This is a genomic window from Streptomyces qinglanensis (assembly GCF_900111245.1).
GTDB lineage: Bacteria > Actinomycetota > Actinomycetes > Streptomycetales > Streptomycetaceae > Streptomyces > Streptomyces qinglanensis.
On the sequence record NZ_FOGO01000001.1, the window covers coordinates 660,335 to 676,227 of the forward strand.

Consider the following 15,893-nt stretch of genomic DNA (forward strand, 5'->3'; position numbering starts at 1 on the left):
GCGAGGCTCTCACGGCTTGCCGCGGTGTTCGGAGGAATTGATGCGGCCGTGATCGGCCGCCCCGCTGATCTTGTTCCACGCTCCGTGATCCTCCGAGTAGCCGTCGCGGCCCTGCGCCCAGTCGGAGTTGACGCTGTACCACTCGTTCTTGAGCCCGGTGAGCCGGGACTCCTGGCGCAACGAGACCTGCTTGTTGTCGTCGATGGCCTCGCTCTCGATCCGGGCGTTCTCGTCCTGGACGAGGAGCTTGCTGAGACCGAACGCCGCGTTCGCCACATGGCCACTGCCATAGGGCAGGAACGACGTGGCGGTGGCGGTGGCCAGATAGCCGCCCGTGCCCTTGGGACCCCAGCCCGCGGCCTTGAGGTCCTCGGCCTTCTGGTCGCCGATCGCCTTGTAGCGGGCATCCTCCAGGAAGCCCACCGTGCGGCCCGAACGGTCGAGGCTGTCCCCGGGGCTCTCCTTCTCCGTGTGGATGTCGTCGACCATCGCAGCGTTCATGGACTCGTTGAGCACCTGGTAGGTGTCCGGGTCGCGGGAGATCTGCTTGCTGACCTCCAGCAGGTCCTCCCGGTCGAGCACCTGCTCCTCCGGTGATCCACCCATCGTCATATGGGTGTCCGTTCCGTGGTTGCCCAGCAGCTTGGCCATGTCGTCGCGGAGTTCGGCGGGCATCTCGTCCTTCTGGCCGGCCAGCCGCTCCAGCGCGTTGTCGAGCACGTTGTCGTGCTCCCTGGTGTGCTCGACGAAGGTGGCCGTCGGATCGTCCGGGTTCATGCCGCTGCCCGCCGCGAACAGGGCGTCGGCCAGGGCCTCCCGGGAGGGGAGTTCGACCCCGTCGTCGGGTCCCATGCTGTCGGGCTGATCCTCGTCGAACCACGTCCGGCCGCCCTGGTCCTTGCCCTTGAGGAAGTAGTCGGCCTTCTCCGGGTCGTCGAACACCTCGGTGGCGGCGTCGGGGTTGTGGCTGAGCGCCTTCAGCCAGCCCGTCATCGGGTCGGCGCCGGTGGACTTGTCGCCCGGGTCCAGATCGGTGCCCATGCCGACGAGACCCCAGGCGGAGGGCGCGTCCGGCTTGCTCTTCTCGAACGTGTACATGGCCTCGCCGTACCGGTCGAGGAAGCCCTGGTCGAACTTGCCCTTGCCCATCAGGCTGCTCATGATCTGGAAACCGTAGGGCTTGGCCATGATGCCCTCGTGGCCGAACTGCTTGGTGCCCGCGTTGATCACCTCGGTCTCCCAGGCACGCATCCCGGGGGTGTCCTGACGGGTGGCGTTGCCCAGGGTCATGCCCAGGTTGCCCTGGATGTGGTCGAGCAGTGTGGCCCGCTCCCCCTCGGGGGTGTCGCCGTGGCCGGGGTCGACCAGGTCCCGCCAGAACTGCAGGGTGCCCTCGCCTCCCATCTCGGTCGCGAAGCGCGTGGTGAAGGCCGGGTTGTCCCGCTGGTTCTCCAGTGCGGTGTTGAAGCGCTCCAGCTCGTCGTCGGGCAGCTCCCAGACCTTGACGTCGCCGCCCTTGAGCTTCTTCGCCCAGTAGTCGGCCGCGGCCTTGCCCTGGCGCGCGTCGGCGTGCTTGACGCTGTCCGCGCCCGTGCCGGAGAAGTCGTATTTGCGGTTGGCTATGTGCCGCAGCTCCTCGGAGACGATGCGGTCGGTCTCGCCCGCGTCCCACAGCACCCGCTCGATCCGCTTCTCAGCGGCGCGGATCTGGTCGTCGGTGGGCGGTTCGATCTCCGCGTCGCCGGCGACCGCGGGCGGGGGCACCGAGGCGACGCCGAGGCCCTTGTCGTTGATGTAGATGTTGTCCTCGGCGACGTCGTCGACGATCTTCTCCAGATCGCTCTGGTGGTCGGTGAAGGCGCTGTGGGCCGTCTTCAGCAGCCCGTGCACGTCCTCCGCCTCCCTGCGCAGCTCGCGGAACTGCACGGCGGTCTTGTGGGCGAACTCGCCCGTCGCCGTGGCGTTCTGCCCCTTCCAGTCCGCGCCGAGCACCGCCGCCAGGAAGTCCTGTGCCGTGGTGTCGGGCCTGCCTTTGGCCGCGGCACCCTTCCCGGTGCCGTCGTACAGGTCGCGCAGTTTCTGGACCATCGCCTTCCAGTCGGTGACCGCGGTGTGCAGCTTCCCCAACTTCAGATCGCGCAGTTGCGCGAAGCCCATCTTCTCCGTCTCGGCCACAGTGCCGTCCCCCGTCGGGTGCCTACTTGATCCGGTCGTCCAGCGTCGCGATGGAGGACATCGCTCCCTTGATCTTGTCCTCGTCCTTGTCGTGTTCGGCCCTGGTGTAGTCGAGGTGGTCGGAGAGCTGCCCGCAGGCGTCCTTGAGCGTCTTGAGTTTGGTCTCCCACGCCTCGTTGAGGTCGCCGAGTGCCGCGCCCATGTCCAGACCCTCGCCGGTCAGCGAGGTCGCGGCCTCCCCCGAGGCCGTCGCCGCGTGCCCGCCGTCGGCGCCGAGCTGCCGGCGCAGGCCGTAGGCCATGTTGCCGAGCTTGCCCAACTCGTCGTCCTCGACGACGAGATCCAGGGCACCGCCCGTACCGCACCCCGGATGGTCGGCCGCCGAGTAGCCGTTCAGCCGCATCCTGGTGTCGCCCGCCGCGTGTGCCTTCGCCTCTTCCCATTCGGTGAACGTCACGTCCGCACCCCCGTTCGATCTGTGCATGGTGAAGGATTCAACGTAGGTGGCCGCCCTGTGCGCAGCAACCCGGGCCGTGCGCCCGGCACGCCGAAAAACCTTTGCCCCGGCGGGGGCCTTCCGGCCCACAATGAGGGCCGGGAAGCCCGGCACGGGGGAGCGGGCTTCCCCTCTTCTCGATGGGATCTCATCGATGTTCTGTTACGGGGGAGTTGAACGACCATGACACACGTGGAGATGCCCGGTGCCCGGGTACCGATCCGGATGTGGGCGGATCCGGGCACCGTGGAGGACGTCGCGCTGCGGCAGCTCCAGAACGTCGCCACGCTGCCCTGGATCAAGGGCCTGGCGGTGATGCCCGACGTGCACTACGGGAAAGGTGCCACCGTCGGTTCCGTCATCGCGATGCACGGCGCCGTCTGCCCGGCCGCCGTGGGGGTGGACATCGGGTGCGGGATGTCTGCGGTGCGCACGTCGCTGACGGCGAACGACCTGCCCGGAGACCTCTCACGGCTGCGCTCGAGGATCGAGCAGGCGATCCCGGTGGGGCGCGGCATGCACGACGAGCCGGTGGAGCCCGGACAGGTGCACGGGCTGCCGACCACCGGCTGGGACGACTTCTGGGCGCGCTTCGACGGCGTCGCCGAGGCCGTGCGGTTCCGGCAGGAGCGGGCCACCAAGCAGATGGGCACGCTCGGCGGGGGCAACCACTTCGTGGAGGTGTGCCTGGACACCGAGGACCGGGTGTGGCTGATGCTGCACTCCGGTTCCCGCAACATCGGCAAGGAGCTGGCGGACTTCCACATCGGCCAGGCGCAGCGGCTCCCGCACAACCAGGGGCTGGTCGACCGCGACCTCGCCGTGTTCGTCAAGGACACCCCGCAGATGGCGGCCTACCGGCACGACCTGTTCTGGGCCCAGGAGTACGCCAGGCACAACCGGGCGCTGATGATGGGGCTGCTGCAGGACGTGATGCGCAAGGAGTTCAAGAAGGCCAGGCCCGGCTTCGAGGAGACCATCTCCTGCCACCACAACTACGTGTCCGAGGAGCGGTACGACGGGCTGGACCTGCTGGTCACCCGGAAGGGGGCGATCCGTGCGGGCAGCGGCGAGTTCGGGATCATCCCCGGCTCGATGGGCACCGGCTCGTACATCGTCAAGGGACTCGGCAACGCGGCCTCGTTCAACTCCGCGTCGCACGGCGCGGGGCGGCGCATGAGCCGGAACGCGGCCAAGCGGCGCTTCACCGAGCGGGACCTCGCGGAGCAGACCCGCGGCGTGGAGTGCCGCAAGGACGGCGGTGTCGTGGACGAGATCCCCGGTGCCTACAAGCCGATCGAGCAGGTCATCGACCAGCAGCGCGACCTCGTCGAGGTCGTCGCCAAGCTCCGGCAGGTCGTCTGCGTGAAGGGCTGACCCGCCGGGCCGGGCCACCGCCCCGGCGACCGGCGGCGCTCCGGCAGACCGGGAGCAGCTTCGGCAGACCGGCGGCAGCTCGGCGGCGGGACCGGCAGGGGACTACTGCCGGTCCCCCGCCACGCACGCGGCGGCCAGGCGGCGCGCGTAGGCCGGGTCGAGACCGCCGGGCCGGAAGAGGATGCGGTACATCATCGGTGCCACGACCTGGTCGAGGACCGTCTCCACGTCGGGCAGCCGACGCTCCCCGCGCGCGTCGGCCCGCCGGAGGACGACGTCGATCTGCTCGGCCGCGTAGGCGGAGCAGCGGCCCGCGTTGTCCCCGTCCGGGTCGCCGAGCAGCGCGTCGCGGAGGTAGGACCGGCCGGGGGGCGAGTCCATCTCGTCCAGGAACTGCTCGGCCCAGGCGGCCAGGTCGGCGGCCAGCTCACCGTGGTCCGCCGGGTCCGTCTCGGGCCGCAGATGCTCCACGGCGACGTCCGAGAGCAGCTCCCGCAGGTCGCCCCAGCGGCGGTAGACGGTGGAGGGGGTGACCCCGGCGCGGGCGGCGATCAGCGGCACGGTCAGCGCGCCGCGGCCCACCTCCGCCTCCAGTGCGTGCACGGCGTCGTGCACCGCCTGCTGGACGCGGGCACTGCGCCCACCCGGGCGCGCCATCGCTCTGGCCATGGGCGCCATGCTAAAGCACAGTCGTTGCGTGAGTGCCGGCTCCGCCCGAGGTGCCGCCGACCGGGGCGAGGGCACCGGGCCGGCGGGTCCGCTCGTAGGCGTGCCCGGCGCGCAGGAGCACCGCCTCCTCCCGCGGGCGGCCCATGAGCTGCATCCCGATCGGCAGTCCCGCCCGGTCGTGGCCGACCGGCACGGTCAGCGCGGGTACACCGGTGATGTCGGCGGGAGCGGAGAGGCGTACGTAGCTGTCCGAGACACTCTCGACGGTGCCGTCGGGCCAGTTGCGGTCCGCCCGGCCGGCTTCGGCCGCGGTGGTGGGGACGGTCGGCGCCGCGACGACGTCGACCGTCTCCAGCATGCTCAGCCAGCTCTGCCGCATGAGGGTGCGGGCCCGTTGGGCGCGCAGGTAGTCGGCCGCGGGCAGCAGCGCACCGGCTTCCAGGAGGATCCGCACGTCCGGGGCGTACAGCTCGGGGACGGTGCGCAGCGTCCGCTCGTGGTACGCGGTGGCTTCGGGGACCATCAGGCCCCACTGGACGGCCTGGACGTAGCGGGCCATCGGGATCTCGACGTCGACGAGTCGCGCGCCGAGCTCCGCCAGCCGGCCGATCGCCTGCCGGACGGCCGTCTCGACCTCGGGGTCGACGCGGTCGAAGAAGTAGTTGCCCGGCACCCCGACGCGGAGCCCGGTGAGGTCGTGGGCGGGCCGGGGCGGCGGGCCGGGGTCGCGCGGGGCGTCCCCGGTGAGCACGGCCATGACCAGGGAGGCGTCCTCGACGGTGCGGGTGAGCGGTCCGACGTGGTCCAGCGACCAGGACAGCGGGGTGACGCCGTGCCGGGGGACGAGGCCGAACGTCGGCTTGAGGCCGACCACGCCGTTCAGCGCGGCGGGCACCCGGATGGATCCGCCGGTGTCGGTGCCCAGTGCGAAGGTCGCCGCCCCCGCGGCCACCGCCACGGCGGAACCGCCGCTCGATCCCCCGGCGACGCGCCGCTGGTCCCAGGCGTTCCGCGTCTGCGGCGTGGTGAGGCCGTAGGCGAACTCGTGGGTGTGGGTCTTGCCGACCAGGGCCGCTCCTGCGGCGGTCACCCGCGCGGCGACCGTGCTGTCGGTGCCGGCCCGGTGCCCGGAGCGCACCCGGGAGCTCGCGGTCGTCGGTTCACCGGCCACGTCGATCAGGTCCTTCAGCCCGACGGGGATGCCCGGCAGGGGGACCGCTCCGGGGTCGGCGGCGAGTTGGTGCCCGGCCTCGCGCGCGGCCCGGCGCGCCCGTTCGGCGGTGACCGTCACATAGGCACCCAGCCGCGGTTCGGTCGCCGCGATCCGGTCCAGTACCGAGTCCACCAGTTCCAGGGGGGACAGCGCGCGGGCGCGGAGCTGCTCGGCGGCTTCGGTGAGGGGGAGTTCATACGGCTGCATGGTGCTCCCCCGCCGCGTGCGTGTCCGGGTGGCCGGCTTCGGGTCGGTAGTCGGCCGCGGGCGGCGTGTCGGCGAAGTCGAGTTCGCGCAGGACGGAGACGACGGCGTGGATGTGCTCGGCGGTGGCCGCCACCTGGGCGTGGCGGTCGTCGGGCAACGGGAGTCCGGTGCGGGCCGCCCAGCGGGCCGCTTCGGGCGGGGTGAGTCCGTCGGTCGGCATCAGCGCTCTCCTCTGGTCGGGGCGGTGCGGCGGGGTTCGGCGGCCGGGCCCGGGGGGGCAGGCCGACGGACGAGGTCCGACACCGACAACAAAAGCGAATCCTTTGCGTTAGCCGACCGTAGGAGCTACGGTGCATTAATGCAAACGGTTAGCTTTAGCTCTGCCGAGGTCGTCCCCTCCTGGACCGTGGGCGAGCTCGTGGTCCACCGCGTGGACGAGGTACCGCTGCCCGCCCCGACCGGCCGCTGGCTACTGCCCGGCGCCACCGCCGAGGTCGTCGCCCGGCACGACTGGCTGCGGCCCGACTTCGCCGACCGCGACGGCGCGCTGCGCCTGGCCAGCCACAGCTTCGCCTTCTCGGTCAACGGGCTGCGGGTCCTCGTCGACACCGGCATCGGCAACGGGAAGCCCCGCGCGAACCCGGCCTGGCACGACCTGCGCACCGACTACCCGGAGCGCCTCGCGGCCGCGGGATTCCCGCCCGACTCCGTCGACCTGGTGCTCCTGACCCATCTGCACACCGACCACGTCGGCTGGAACACCCGGGCACAGGACGGCGGCTGGGTACCCACCTTCCCCATCGCCCGCTATGTCACGTCCCGCACCGAGCGGGAGTTCTGGGCCGGACACCCCATGGACGAGGCACGGACCCAGATGTTCCGCGACTCGGTGCACCCCGTCGAGAAAGCGGGGCAGCTCGACCTGGTGGACCTCCCGGAAGCGGGTCTCGACCTCGCCCCCGGCCTGCGACTGCTTCCCACTCCCGGGCACACTCCCGGCCACTTCGCGGTCCGGCTCGACAGCGCCGGAGAGACCGCGCTGATCACCGGCGACTGCGTCCACCACCCCGTGCAACTGCCGGAGCCCGGGATCGGGAGCTGCGTGGACATCGACCCACGGCAGTCCGAGGCCACCCGGCGCACCCTGCTGGCCGCCCTCGCCGACACCGGCACCCTGGTCCTGGGCACCCACTTCCCGCCGCCCACCGCCGGACGCGTAACCGGCGGGGCGGGCCGCCACCGGCTGACCCCCGTCCCCCCGGACAGCGGTCCGGGCACCGACTGACCGGGGCCGGGGCCGGGGGCCACCGGGCAGGCCGCGGACCGGCGTCACCGGAGCCACGAGGACCGATCCCGGAACGCGCGGCACTTGTCCCGGGACGCGAGGCCGCGAGGACCGGCCCGGCACCTCCGTGAGCAGGGCACCTCCGTGAGCACGGCGGCCCCGTCAGCACGGCGGCCCCGTGAGCCCGGCGGCCCCGTCAGCCCGCCGCCCGCACCGTCGTGCTGCGCAGCGCGGCCCGCAGCCGGTCGCGCACCTCCACCTGCGCTGCGATCCGGGCCTCCAGAACGGCGAGCCGCTGTTCGGCGATCCGCAGCCCCTCCGGCGACGGCGGGGCCGTGACCATGTCACCGTCCAGGCAGGCGGCGAAGCAAGCGACATCCTCCAACGTCAGCCCGGCCTGCAGCAGGTGGCGGATGTTGCGGACGCGGACCTCGGCGGACGCCTCGTAGCAGCGGTAGCCGTTGGGGGCGCGGCGGGAGGTGAGCAGCCCGGCCTGCTCGTAGTGGCGCAGCGCCCGCGCCGTCGTCCCCGTCCGCCGGGCCAGCTCGCCGATCCGCATGCCGCCACCACCCCCCGGAGGGAGTAGTACCACAGCGGGTGGCGGCACGGCGCGGGCAGCCGGAGTGCGCTCCCCGGCCGCCTCGCACAGCCCCCTCACGCCAGCACCGCGCCGCCGTCCACCGGCAGCACGGCGCCGGTGACGAACGACGCCTCGGGTGCGGCCAGCCCGACCACGGCCCAGGCCACTTCCTCGGGCCTGCCGACGCGGCCCAGCGGGGAGCGGGCGATCTGCCACTCGCGGATCCTGCGGCGCTGCTCGGGGTCGAGCCCCCGGTGCTCGCCGATGGGGGTGTCGACGGCACCCGGCGCGACGGCGACCACCCGGACACCGCGCGGTGCCAGCTGAACGGCCCAGCTCCGGGTGAGCAGTTCGAGGGCGGTCTTGGAGGCGGCGTAGAGCGGGTTGCCCGGCCAGGCGCGCTGGCCGACGGAGGTGCTGATGTTGACGACCACACCCTGTCCGGAAGCGGCCTCCAGCGCGGGCAGCGCGGCCTGGGTCAGCAGGACGGGCGCGGTGAGGTTGGTGGCGAACTGGGCCTCGACGCCCGCACGGGTGTGACTGCCCAGGCTCTCGCCGCCGACGATGCCCGCGTTGTTGACGAGGACGTCGAGCCGCCCGGTCAGCTCCAGCGAGGCAACCACGATCCGGTCGGGCGCGTCCTGCTCGGTGAGGTCGGCCGGGTACGGGGTGATGGCACCGGCGCCGGGCTCCGCGGCGGTCTCGCGGAGCGGCTCCGGGCGGCGTCCGACGGCCAGTACATGTGCGCCGCGCGCGGCGAAGGCCCGTGCGGTGGCCCGGCCGATGCCCGTACCGGCGCCGGTGACGACGACGGTGCGGGGCTGCTGCGACGTGTTCGTCTCGGTCATCTCGTCCATGCCCGCATCCTCGGACCCTGCCGCCGACGTCAAGGTCAAGTCCGGTCCGGGGCCGGGAGGGTCGGGGCCGGGGCAGTCGGGGCCGGGGCAGTCGGGATCAGGACGGTCCGGGGTCAGGAGGGTCCGGGGCCGGGACGGTCCGTGCGGGGCTCCGGTGCGCGGTCGGACTCCGGGCGGCGGGCACGCGGCGGGCACCGGTTGTCGGGAGGGGATAGTCCCCGGCGAATCACCCGCAAAATACGCGCACCGCCTGACAACCCCCTCCACACTCTCCGCACTTCTCATGGTGAAGTGAACACATGGGCACACAGAGTGCTCATATGACCTAAGGTCTGGGGGTCGGCGCACCCCCGTACGCCTGGGGACGGTTTCGCTGCGCTGTGGGGGTTCCGCGTACCTGGGGGGGTTCATGCGGCGCGACTCTGCGTTCGTGTCCGAGGTGGGGAGACCGGCCGAGCCGGGAGCCGCAGGAAGCGGCAGGGACACGGCCCCGGAGCGGCACGCCGTCCGCGGCAACCGGGAAAGCCATCGGGAAAGCAGTCGGGACGGCGACCCGTACGGCAACCGGGACAAGGCCGGCTGGTACGGGCCGGTCGCACTGGCGGTCGACACCGCGGGGATCGCCCTTCCGGTGGCGCTCTGCTTCCACCGGGCCGGACTGCCCCACGCCGGGGCGGCCACCGCGACGGCCACCGTGATGTGGCTGGCGGTACTGGCAACCCACCGGCGGTACGGACGCCGCTGGCTCGGCGAGAGTCGCGGAGTGCTGACCGCCCTGCACGACTGGCTGACCCTGCTGGGGCTGCTCGCCGTCGTCCGGGGGCTGACGGGAGAGGACTCGCCGCCCGCCGTCGCCCTGCTGGCACTCGCCCCCGCACCGCTGCTCACCACGGTCTGCCGCGCGCTGACTCACCGCCATCTGACCGGCCAGCGGCGGGAGGCCCATGTCGTGCAGCGGGCACTGGTCGTCGGCGAGGGCAGCGCCGTGGACCGCGTGGTCGAACAGCTCGCCAGCCGCACCGACCATCCGTACGTCGTCATCGGCGCCGTTCCGGTGGGCCCGGGAGCCAACCGGAGCGGGGTACCGGAGGCCGGGCGGCTGGAGGCGGCCCCGCCCGGTCCGGACGGCAGCGGTCCGGACGGCGGCGGCCCGGACGGCACCGCCGTTGTCTCGGCGGCCCGGCAGCACGCCGCCGACACGGTGCTGGTCGCTCCCGGCTCGCTGCTGTGCGGCCAGCGGCTGCGCACCCTGACGTGGGCTGTGCAGGATGCGGGACTGCCGTTGGTGATCTCCTCGGGGCTGGCCGACGTGGCCTTGCGCCGGGTGCGCCCGTCCACCGCTGCGGGCCTGCATCTGCTGCACGTCGACCCACCGCTGCGGCGCGGTCCGCAGCTCGCCCTCAAGTCGGCGCTCGACCGGACGGGAGCCGTCCTGGGGCTCGTGCTCCTCGCGCCGCTGCTGGCGCTGATCGCCCTGGTGATACGACTCGACTCGCCGGGTCCCGCGCTCTACCGGCAGACCCGTGCGGGCCACCGCGGCGCGCCCTTCACCATGTGGAAGTTCCGCTCCATGGTCGTGGACGCGGACCGGCTGCGGCCGCAGCTCGCCGCGGCCAACGAGGTGGACGGGCCGCTGTTCAAGATGCGCGCCGACCCCCGGATCACCCGGGTGGGACGCGTACTGCGCCGCACCTCCCTGGACGAGCTGCCGCAGTTGGTGAACGTGGCGCGCGGCCAGATGTCGCTGGTGGGCCCGCGACCCCCGCTGCCGGACGAGGTGGCCGCCTACGGTTCGACGGCGCTGCGGCGGCTGCTGGTCAAGCCCGGACTGACAGGGCCGTGGCAGGTGAGCGGCCGCTCGGACCTGTCCTGGGACGAGAGCCTCGCGCTGGATCTGCGCTACGCGGACAACTGGTCGCTGACCACGGACCTGGACCTGCTGGCCCGCACGGTGCGGGCCGTGGTCGACGGGCGGGGTGCGTACTGACATGGGGCCGCGGGCAGCGCAGCGGGGAACGGCGGCACGGCCGCACGCGTACGTGCCGGTGCGTCGGCGGCGACCGGCGGCCGCAGCACGTGCGGGCGTGGCGGAGCCCGCGAGTCCCGAGGGGGCAGGGCGGGCGTCAGGCCGCGGCGGTGCGCAGCCACCACTCGTAGGTGGAGCGGATGCCCTCCCGCAGCGGGATCGAGGGGCGGAAGCCGAGCGCGAACAGCCGGGAGACGTCCAGCAGTTTGCGCGGTGCACCGTCCGGGCGGGCGGTGTCCCACTCGACGGCGCCGCCGTAGCCGACCACGTCGCGCACCTTCCCGGCGAGCTCGGCGACGGTCAGGTCCGCGCCGCAGCCGACGTTGACCGGCATCGCGTCGTCGTACTCCCGCAGCAGCAGCACGCAGGCCCGCGCCAGGTCGTCGACGTGCAGGAACTCCCGGCGCGGTGTACCGCTCCCCCACAGCACCACCCGTTCCGCGCCGTCCCGCGCGGCGTCGTGGAAGCGGCGGACGAGGGCGGGCAGCACATGCGAGGTCTCCAGGTCGAAGTTGTCGCCGGGACCGTAGAGATTGGTGGGCATCGCCGAGATGTAGGCGGCCCCGTGCTGGCGGCGGTAAGCGCGTATCTGGCTGATCCCCGCGATCTTCGCCAGCGCGTACGGCTCGTTCGTCGGCTCCAGGGCGCCGGTGAGCAGGGCCTCTTCGGTGATCGGCTGCGCCGCGTGCTTGGGGTAGATGCAGGACGAGCCCAGGAAGAGCAGCCGCGGCACGCCCGCGGCGTGCGCCCCCGCGATGACGCTGAGCTGGATGCGCAGGTTGTCCTCCAGGAAGGGCACCGGCTGGGTGGCGTTCGCCATGATGCCGCCGACCTTGGCCGCCGCCAGCACCACCGCGTCCGGCCGCAGTGCGCACAGCCGCCGCCGGGTGTGCTCCGCATCCCGCAGGTCGAGCGCCGCACGGTCGAGGGTGAGCACCTCGTACCCCTCGGCGGCCAGCCGGCGGACCACGGCGGAGCCCACCAGCCCGCGGTGTCCGGCGACGAAGACCCGGGCACCGGGCGGCAGCAGGGTGCCCGCCGGGTCCGGGGTCCGGGCGGGTGCGGCGGTGTGCGGCGTCGGCTCCATGCTGCCGGATTCTGCCAGCCGGAAGCCCCATTGCGGGAGGTGACCGACAAAAACCAGGAAACCGCCCGGCCGGTTCCGGCGGAACCGGCCGCGCCCCTTGTCACCACCACCCACCGCCACCCACCACCACTCCCACCAGGACGGCAGATGGCCAAGAGCGCACTGATCACCGGCATCACCGGACAGGACGGGTCGTACCTGACCGAGCTCCTGATCGGAAAGGGCTACACGGTGCACGGCCTGCTGCGCCGCTCCTCGTCCTTCAACACCGGCCGCATCGACCACCTGTACGAGGACCCGCACGACGAAGGCCGGTCGCTGGTGCTGCACCACGCGGACCTCGCCGACGGTGTCGCCCTGGTCAATCTGCTGCGCGACCTGCGGCCCGACGAGGTCTACAACCTGGGCGCGCAGTCCCATGTACGGGTCTCCTTCGACTCCCCGCTCTACACCGGCGACGTCACCGGCATGGGAACGGTGCGGTTGCTGGAGGCGATCCGGGCCAGCGGGATCGACACCCGGATCTACCAGGCGTCGTCCTCGGAGATGTTCGGCACGGCCCCTCCCCCGCAGCACGAGGCGACCCCGTTCCACCCGCGCAGCCCCTACGGCTGCGCGAAGGTCTTCAGCTACTGGTCGACGGTCAACTACCGCGAGGCGTACGACCTGTTCGCAGTGAACGGGATCCTGTTCAACCACGAGTCGCCGCGCCGCGGCGAGACCTTCGTGACCCGCAAGATCACCCGGGCCGTCGCCCGGATCCGGGCCGGGCTCCAACGGCACCTGTACCTGGGCAACCTGGACGCGGTACGGGACTGGGGGTACGCGCCCGAGTACGTCGAGGCGATGTGGCGGATGCTGCAGGCGGACGAGCCCGGCGACTACGTCGTCGCCACCGGAGTCGCCGCCACCGTACGGGAGTTCCTGCACGAGGCGTTCCGGGCGGGCGGTCTGGACTGGCGGGAGCATGTGCGGTTCGATCCGAAGTACCAGCGGCCGGCCGAGGTCGACGCGCTGGTCGGCGACGCGGCGAAGGCGGAGGCCGAACTGGGCTGGAAACCGCGGGTGACGTGGGGGGAGCTGGCGCGGATCATGGTCGAGGCCGACATCTCCGCGCTCGCGGCGGAGCTCTCCGGCGAGGCGGTGCGCGTCGACCGCGGCTGACGCCCGCACCCGCGGGACACCCTGCCCGCCGCGCACGGCGGCGGGCGGCAGAGCGCACCGAAGCCCGCAGCAGAGGCGGCGGCGCTGCACGAGGCACCAGCGAACAGTGGGGAACAGCAGATGAAACGACGTACGGCCCCGCGCACGGTCACGGCGGCGGCAGCGGTCCTGGCTCTGGCAGCCGCCGCGCTGATCGGCCCGGCCCTCACCGAGCGCGGCACCCCGCAGGCGCACGCGCTCACCCCGCCGGTGGCGATGACGGCAGACGACTTACCGACCTGGCAGACGAACGGCGTCGTGTGGGCCATGGCCCAGTCCGACGGCGTCGTCTTCGCGGGCGGCACCTTCTCCGCCGTCCGGCCGCCGGGCGCGGAAGCGGGCACCGACGAGCGGAAGGCCGTCAACTTCGCGGCGTTCGACGCCGCGACGGGCGCCCCCACCGATTGCCGGCTCGACTTCACCGTGGGCAGCGGCACCGCGACGGTCCGGGCGCTGGCCGTCTCACCGGACGGCGAGACCCTCTACGCGGGCGGCAACTTCGCCGCCGTCAACGGCACCTATGTCAGCCGCGTCGCCGCGATCGACATCCCCACCTGCACGGTGAAGCCCGAGTTCGACGTGTCGGTCTCCTCGACCGTGCACGCGCTGGCCGCCACCGACGACACCGTCTACCTGGGCGGCGCCTTCACCTCGGTGGAGGGCCAGAGCCGCAGCAAGTTCGCGGCGCTGAGCACGGACGGCGAGCTGCGGTCCTGGAAGGCGGACGCGGACGCGACAGGACGCGCGGTGGAGGTCACCCCGGACGGCCGCAGCGTCGTGCTCGGCGGCGACTTCGCCCGAGTCCGGAACACCGACTCGCACGCGCTGGCCGTCGTGGACGCGGACTCCGGCGCGCTCAAGCACGCCTACGGGCGCTCCTTCGTACCGCGCAACTCGGTGGTCAAGGGCCTGTACGTGGACGAGACCGGGATCTACACGGCCAACGAGGGCACCGGCGGCGGCGTGTTCGACGGCCGGATCGCACTGAACCTGGACGACTTCTCGCAGCGCTGGCGGGACACCTGTCTGGGCGCCACCCAGGACGTGACCGTCTACAAGAACGTGCTCTACAGCAGTTCGCACGCACACGACTGCTCCAGCATGGGCGAGTTCGGCGAACTCCACGAACGCCAGCACCTGCTCGCCGAGTCGGTGGACGACCCCACCCCGCTGCTGTCCTGGTTCCCGGACACCGACGACGGCCCGCTGAACGTGGAGCAGGTGGGGCCGCGCGCCATGGTGGTCTCCTCCCGCGGCGGCAAGGACTACATGTGGGTGGGCGGCGCGTTCTCGCGCATCGCCAGCAACGGCAACACCCCGCAGCAGGGCCTGGTCCGGTTCGCCAACGGGCCCGACACCGGCGCCCCGACCGTCCCCGAGGACGTGAACGCGGCCAACGTCCTCGGCGGTGTGCGGGTGTCCTGGCCGGCCAGTACCGACCTGGACGACCGCACCCTCACCTACCGCGTCTACCGCAACGGCGGCTCCGAGCCGGTGGGCACCGTACGGGCCAACTCCTCGTTCTGGGACCGGCCCACGGTCAGCTTCACCGACACCACCACCGACTCCGGCACGGACTACACCTACCGGGTCACCGCGAGCGACGACGGGGACGCCAACACCAGCTCCCGCTCCGCGGGCGCGAAGGTGCGGACCCCGGGCACGCCCTCGGAGACGACAGTCGAGCGGGAGGCGAGTGCCGACGCCTATGTGAACGGCTCCTCGGTCAACTCCACCTACGGCACCCATATGCAGCTCGCCGTCCGCGGCTCCGCCCCCTACGAGAGCTACGCGCGCTTCGCCGTGCCGTCGGCGCCCGACGGAATGGAGCTGGCCGAGGCCCGGCTCACCGTCACCACCAGCGGCGACAGCTACGCGGCCAGCGGTGACACCATCCGGGTCCGCCCCGTCACCGGCAGCTGGTCCGAGACCGGGGTGACCTGGGCCGGGCGGCCCGCGATCGGCCCGACGGCGCTGGGCTCGCTGGACGGCGCGCCGGAGCGGAGCACGGCCTACGACATCCCGCTCAGCACCGACGCGGTCGGCGACGCGGAGGGCGAGAACCTCGATCTGGCGCTCACCGGCACCGGCAGCGACAGTCTGTGGCTGGCGGCCCGCGAGTCCGGGGGCACCGGCCCCAAACTCACACTGACCTTCAGGAAGCCGTGAGCGCCCGCAGGGCGGCGCCGGCGGCAGCTCTCGTGGCAGCCGTCCTGGCGCTGACGGCCGGCTGCGGCACGGGCGGGGACGACGGCGGGGAGGCCGCGAAACGCCCCCGGGCCGAGAAGAGCGCAGGGCACGGCGAAGGCCCCACCGCCGCGCCGGACGACGAGCCGCCGCCCGAGGACGGGCGGGAGCGGCAGCCGGAGGACGAGAAGGACGCGCAGGACCCGAAGGAACCCAGGAGCAAGGACGTACCGAAGGTCCCGCGCGCCTCGCTCTCCCCGGCCACCGGCTCGTTCACCGAGAAGGAGAAGGAGTATCTCGTCGGCCGGGTGCCGCAGGGCCTGGAGCCCGCCGCGGTGCTGGAGGCCGGGCGCACCGCCTGCGCCCGGCTGCGCAGCACGGCCGAGGCGAGCAAGAAGGACGCGATCAGCGCACTGAAGGCGGGCGAGATCGACAACGCCGAGCCCGCCGTGCAGCACCTGTGCCCGCAGTTCGAGCCGCTGCTCGAAGCCGCGGGCCGGAAGTGACCCGGCGCCGGCCACGCCCGGAAGC

Annotated in this window: 14 protein-coding genes; 6 read left to right on the forward strand and 8 right to left on the reverse strand. The window is 72.8% G+C overall.

The features are described 5' to 3' along the window. Positions 1-9 precede the first annotated feature (9 nt). Entirely contained in the window at positions 10-2,175 is a 2,166-nt protein-coding gene (locus BMX65_RS02835) for a hypothetical protein (protein WP_074998468.1), read from the reverse strand. Positions 2,176-2,197: 22 nt separating this feature from the next. Further along, complete coding sequence (locus BMX65_RS02840; protein WP_239501801.1) at positions 2,198-2,659, reverse strand: hypothetical protein; 462 nt, start codon at positions 2,657-2,659, stop codon at positions 2,198-2,200. 195 nt (positions 2,660-2,854) lie between these two features. Between BMX65_RS02840 and BMX65_RS02845 the strand changes: the two genes are divergently transcribed. Next, positions 2,855-4,048, forward strand: a complete 1,194-nt coding sequence (locus BMX65_RS02845; RefSeq protein ID WP_074998470.1) for an RtcB family protein — start codon at positions 2,855-2,857, stop codon at positions 4,046-4,048. 102 nt (positions 4,049-4,150) lie between these two features. Here the strand turns inward: BMX65_RS02845 and BMX65_RS02850 are convergent, their stop codons facing one another. Genes BMX65_RS02850 through BMX65_RS02860 form a run of 3 tightly spaced genes read right to left on the reverse strand, consistent with a single transcriptional unit; the run spans position 4,151 to position 6,357 of the window. Next, a complete protein-coding gene (locus tag BMX65_RS02850) occupies positions 4,151-4,726 on the reverse strand; it encodes a TetR/AcrR family transcriptional regulator (protein WP_074998471.1) in 576 nt (191 codons plus the stop codon). A gap of 1 nt (position 4,727) precedes the next feature. Further along, positions 4,728-6,137 (reverse strand): amidase, encoded by a 1,410-nt coding sequence (locus BMX65_RS02855; protein ID WP_074998472.1) that lies wholly within the window; start codon positions 6,135-6,137, stop codon positions 4,728-4,730. Continuing rightward, positions 6,124-6,357 (reverse strand): hypothetical protein, encoded by a 234-nt coding sequence (locus BMX65_RS02860; RefSeq protein ID WP_074998473.1) that lies wholly within the window; start codon positions 6,355-6,357, stop codon positions 6,124-6,126. Before BMX65_RS02860 ends, BMX65_RS02855 begins: the two co-directional genes overlap by 14 nt. Before the next feature lie 138 nt (positions 6,358-6,495). Between BMX65_RS02860 and BMX65_RS02865 the strand changes: the two genes are divergently transcribed. Continuing rightward, positions 6,496-7,422 (forward strand): MBL fold metallo-hydrolase, encoded by a 927-nt coding sequence (locus tag BMX65_RS02865; protein WP_074998474.1) that lies wholly within the window; start codon positions 6,496-6,498, stop codon positions 7,420-7,422. A gap of 196 nt (positions 7,423-7,618) precedes the next feature. Here BMX65_RS02865 and BMX65_RS02870 read toward each other — a convergent pair whose 3' ends face one another. Then, positions 7,619-7,981: a MerR family transcriptional regulator gene (locus BMX65_RS02870; RefSeq protein WP_074998475.1), complete on the reverse strand. Its 363-nt coding sequence runs from the start codon at positions 7,979-7,981 to the stop codon at positions 7,619-7,621. Positions 7,982-8,076: 95 nt separating this feature from the next. Then, on the reverse strand, positions 8,077-8,850 hold the full coding sequence (locus tag BMX65_RS02875) for an SDR family NAD(P)-dependent oxidoreductase (RefSeq protein ID WP_074998784.1): 774 nt from the start codon (positions 8,848-8,850) through the stop codon (positions 8,077-8,079). A 439-nt stretch (positions 8,851-9,289) separates the two neighbouring features. On the opposite strand from BMX65_RS02875, the gene BMX65_RS02880 reads away from it, so the two are divergent. Next, entirely contained in the window at positions 9,290-10,846 is a 1,557-nt protein-coding gene (locus BMX65_RS02880; RefSeq protein WP_239501802.1) for a sugar transferase, read from the forward strand. Positions 10,847-10,982: 136 nt separating this feature from the next. Here the strand turns inward: BMX65_RS02880 and BMX65_RS02885 are convergent, their stop codons facing one another. Then, positions 10,983-11,972, reverse strand: a complete 990-nt coding sequence (locus BMX65_RS02885; RefSeq protein WP_074998476.1) for a GDP-L-fucose synthase family protein — start codon at positions 11,970-11,972, stop codon at positions 10,983-10,985. 147 nt (positions 11,973-12,119) lie between these two features. On the opposite strand from BMX65_RS02885, the gene gmd reads away from it, so the two are divergent. The 3 genes from gmd to BMX65_RS02900 all read left to right on the forward strand — a co-directional run bounded on the left by gmd (position 12,120) and on the right by BMX65_RS02900 (position 15,868). Beyond that, positions 12,120-13,136 carry a GDP-mannose 4,6-dehydratase gene (gene gmd / locus BMX65_RS02890; protein WP_074998477.1) on the forward strand — a complete coding sequence of 339 codons (1,017 nt, stop codon included), beginning with the start codon at positions 12,120-12,122 and terminating at the stop codon, positions 13,134-13,136. Between the two features lie 120 nt (positions 13,137-13,256). Next, complete coding sequence (locus BMX65_RS02895; protein ID WP_074998478.1) at positions 13,257-15,344, forward strand: CBM96 family carbohydrate-binding protein; 2,088 nt, start codon at positions 13,257-13,259, stop codon at positions 15,342-15,344. Beyond that, positions 15,341-15,868: a hypothetical protein gene (locus BMX65_RS02900; RefSeq protein WP_074998479.1), complete on the forward strand. Its 528-nt coding sequence runs from the start codon at positions 15,341-15,343 to the stop codon at positions 15,866-15,868. The genes BMX65_RS02895 and BMX65_RS02900 overlap by 4 nt, the downstream gene beginning before the upstream one ends. The last annotated feature ends 25 nt before the right edge of the window (positions 15,869-15,893 follow it).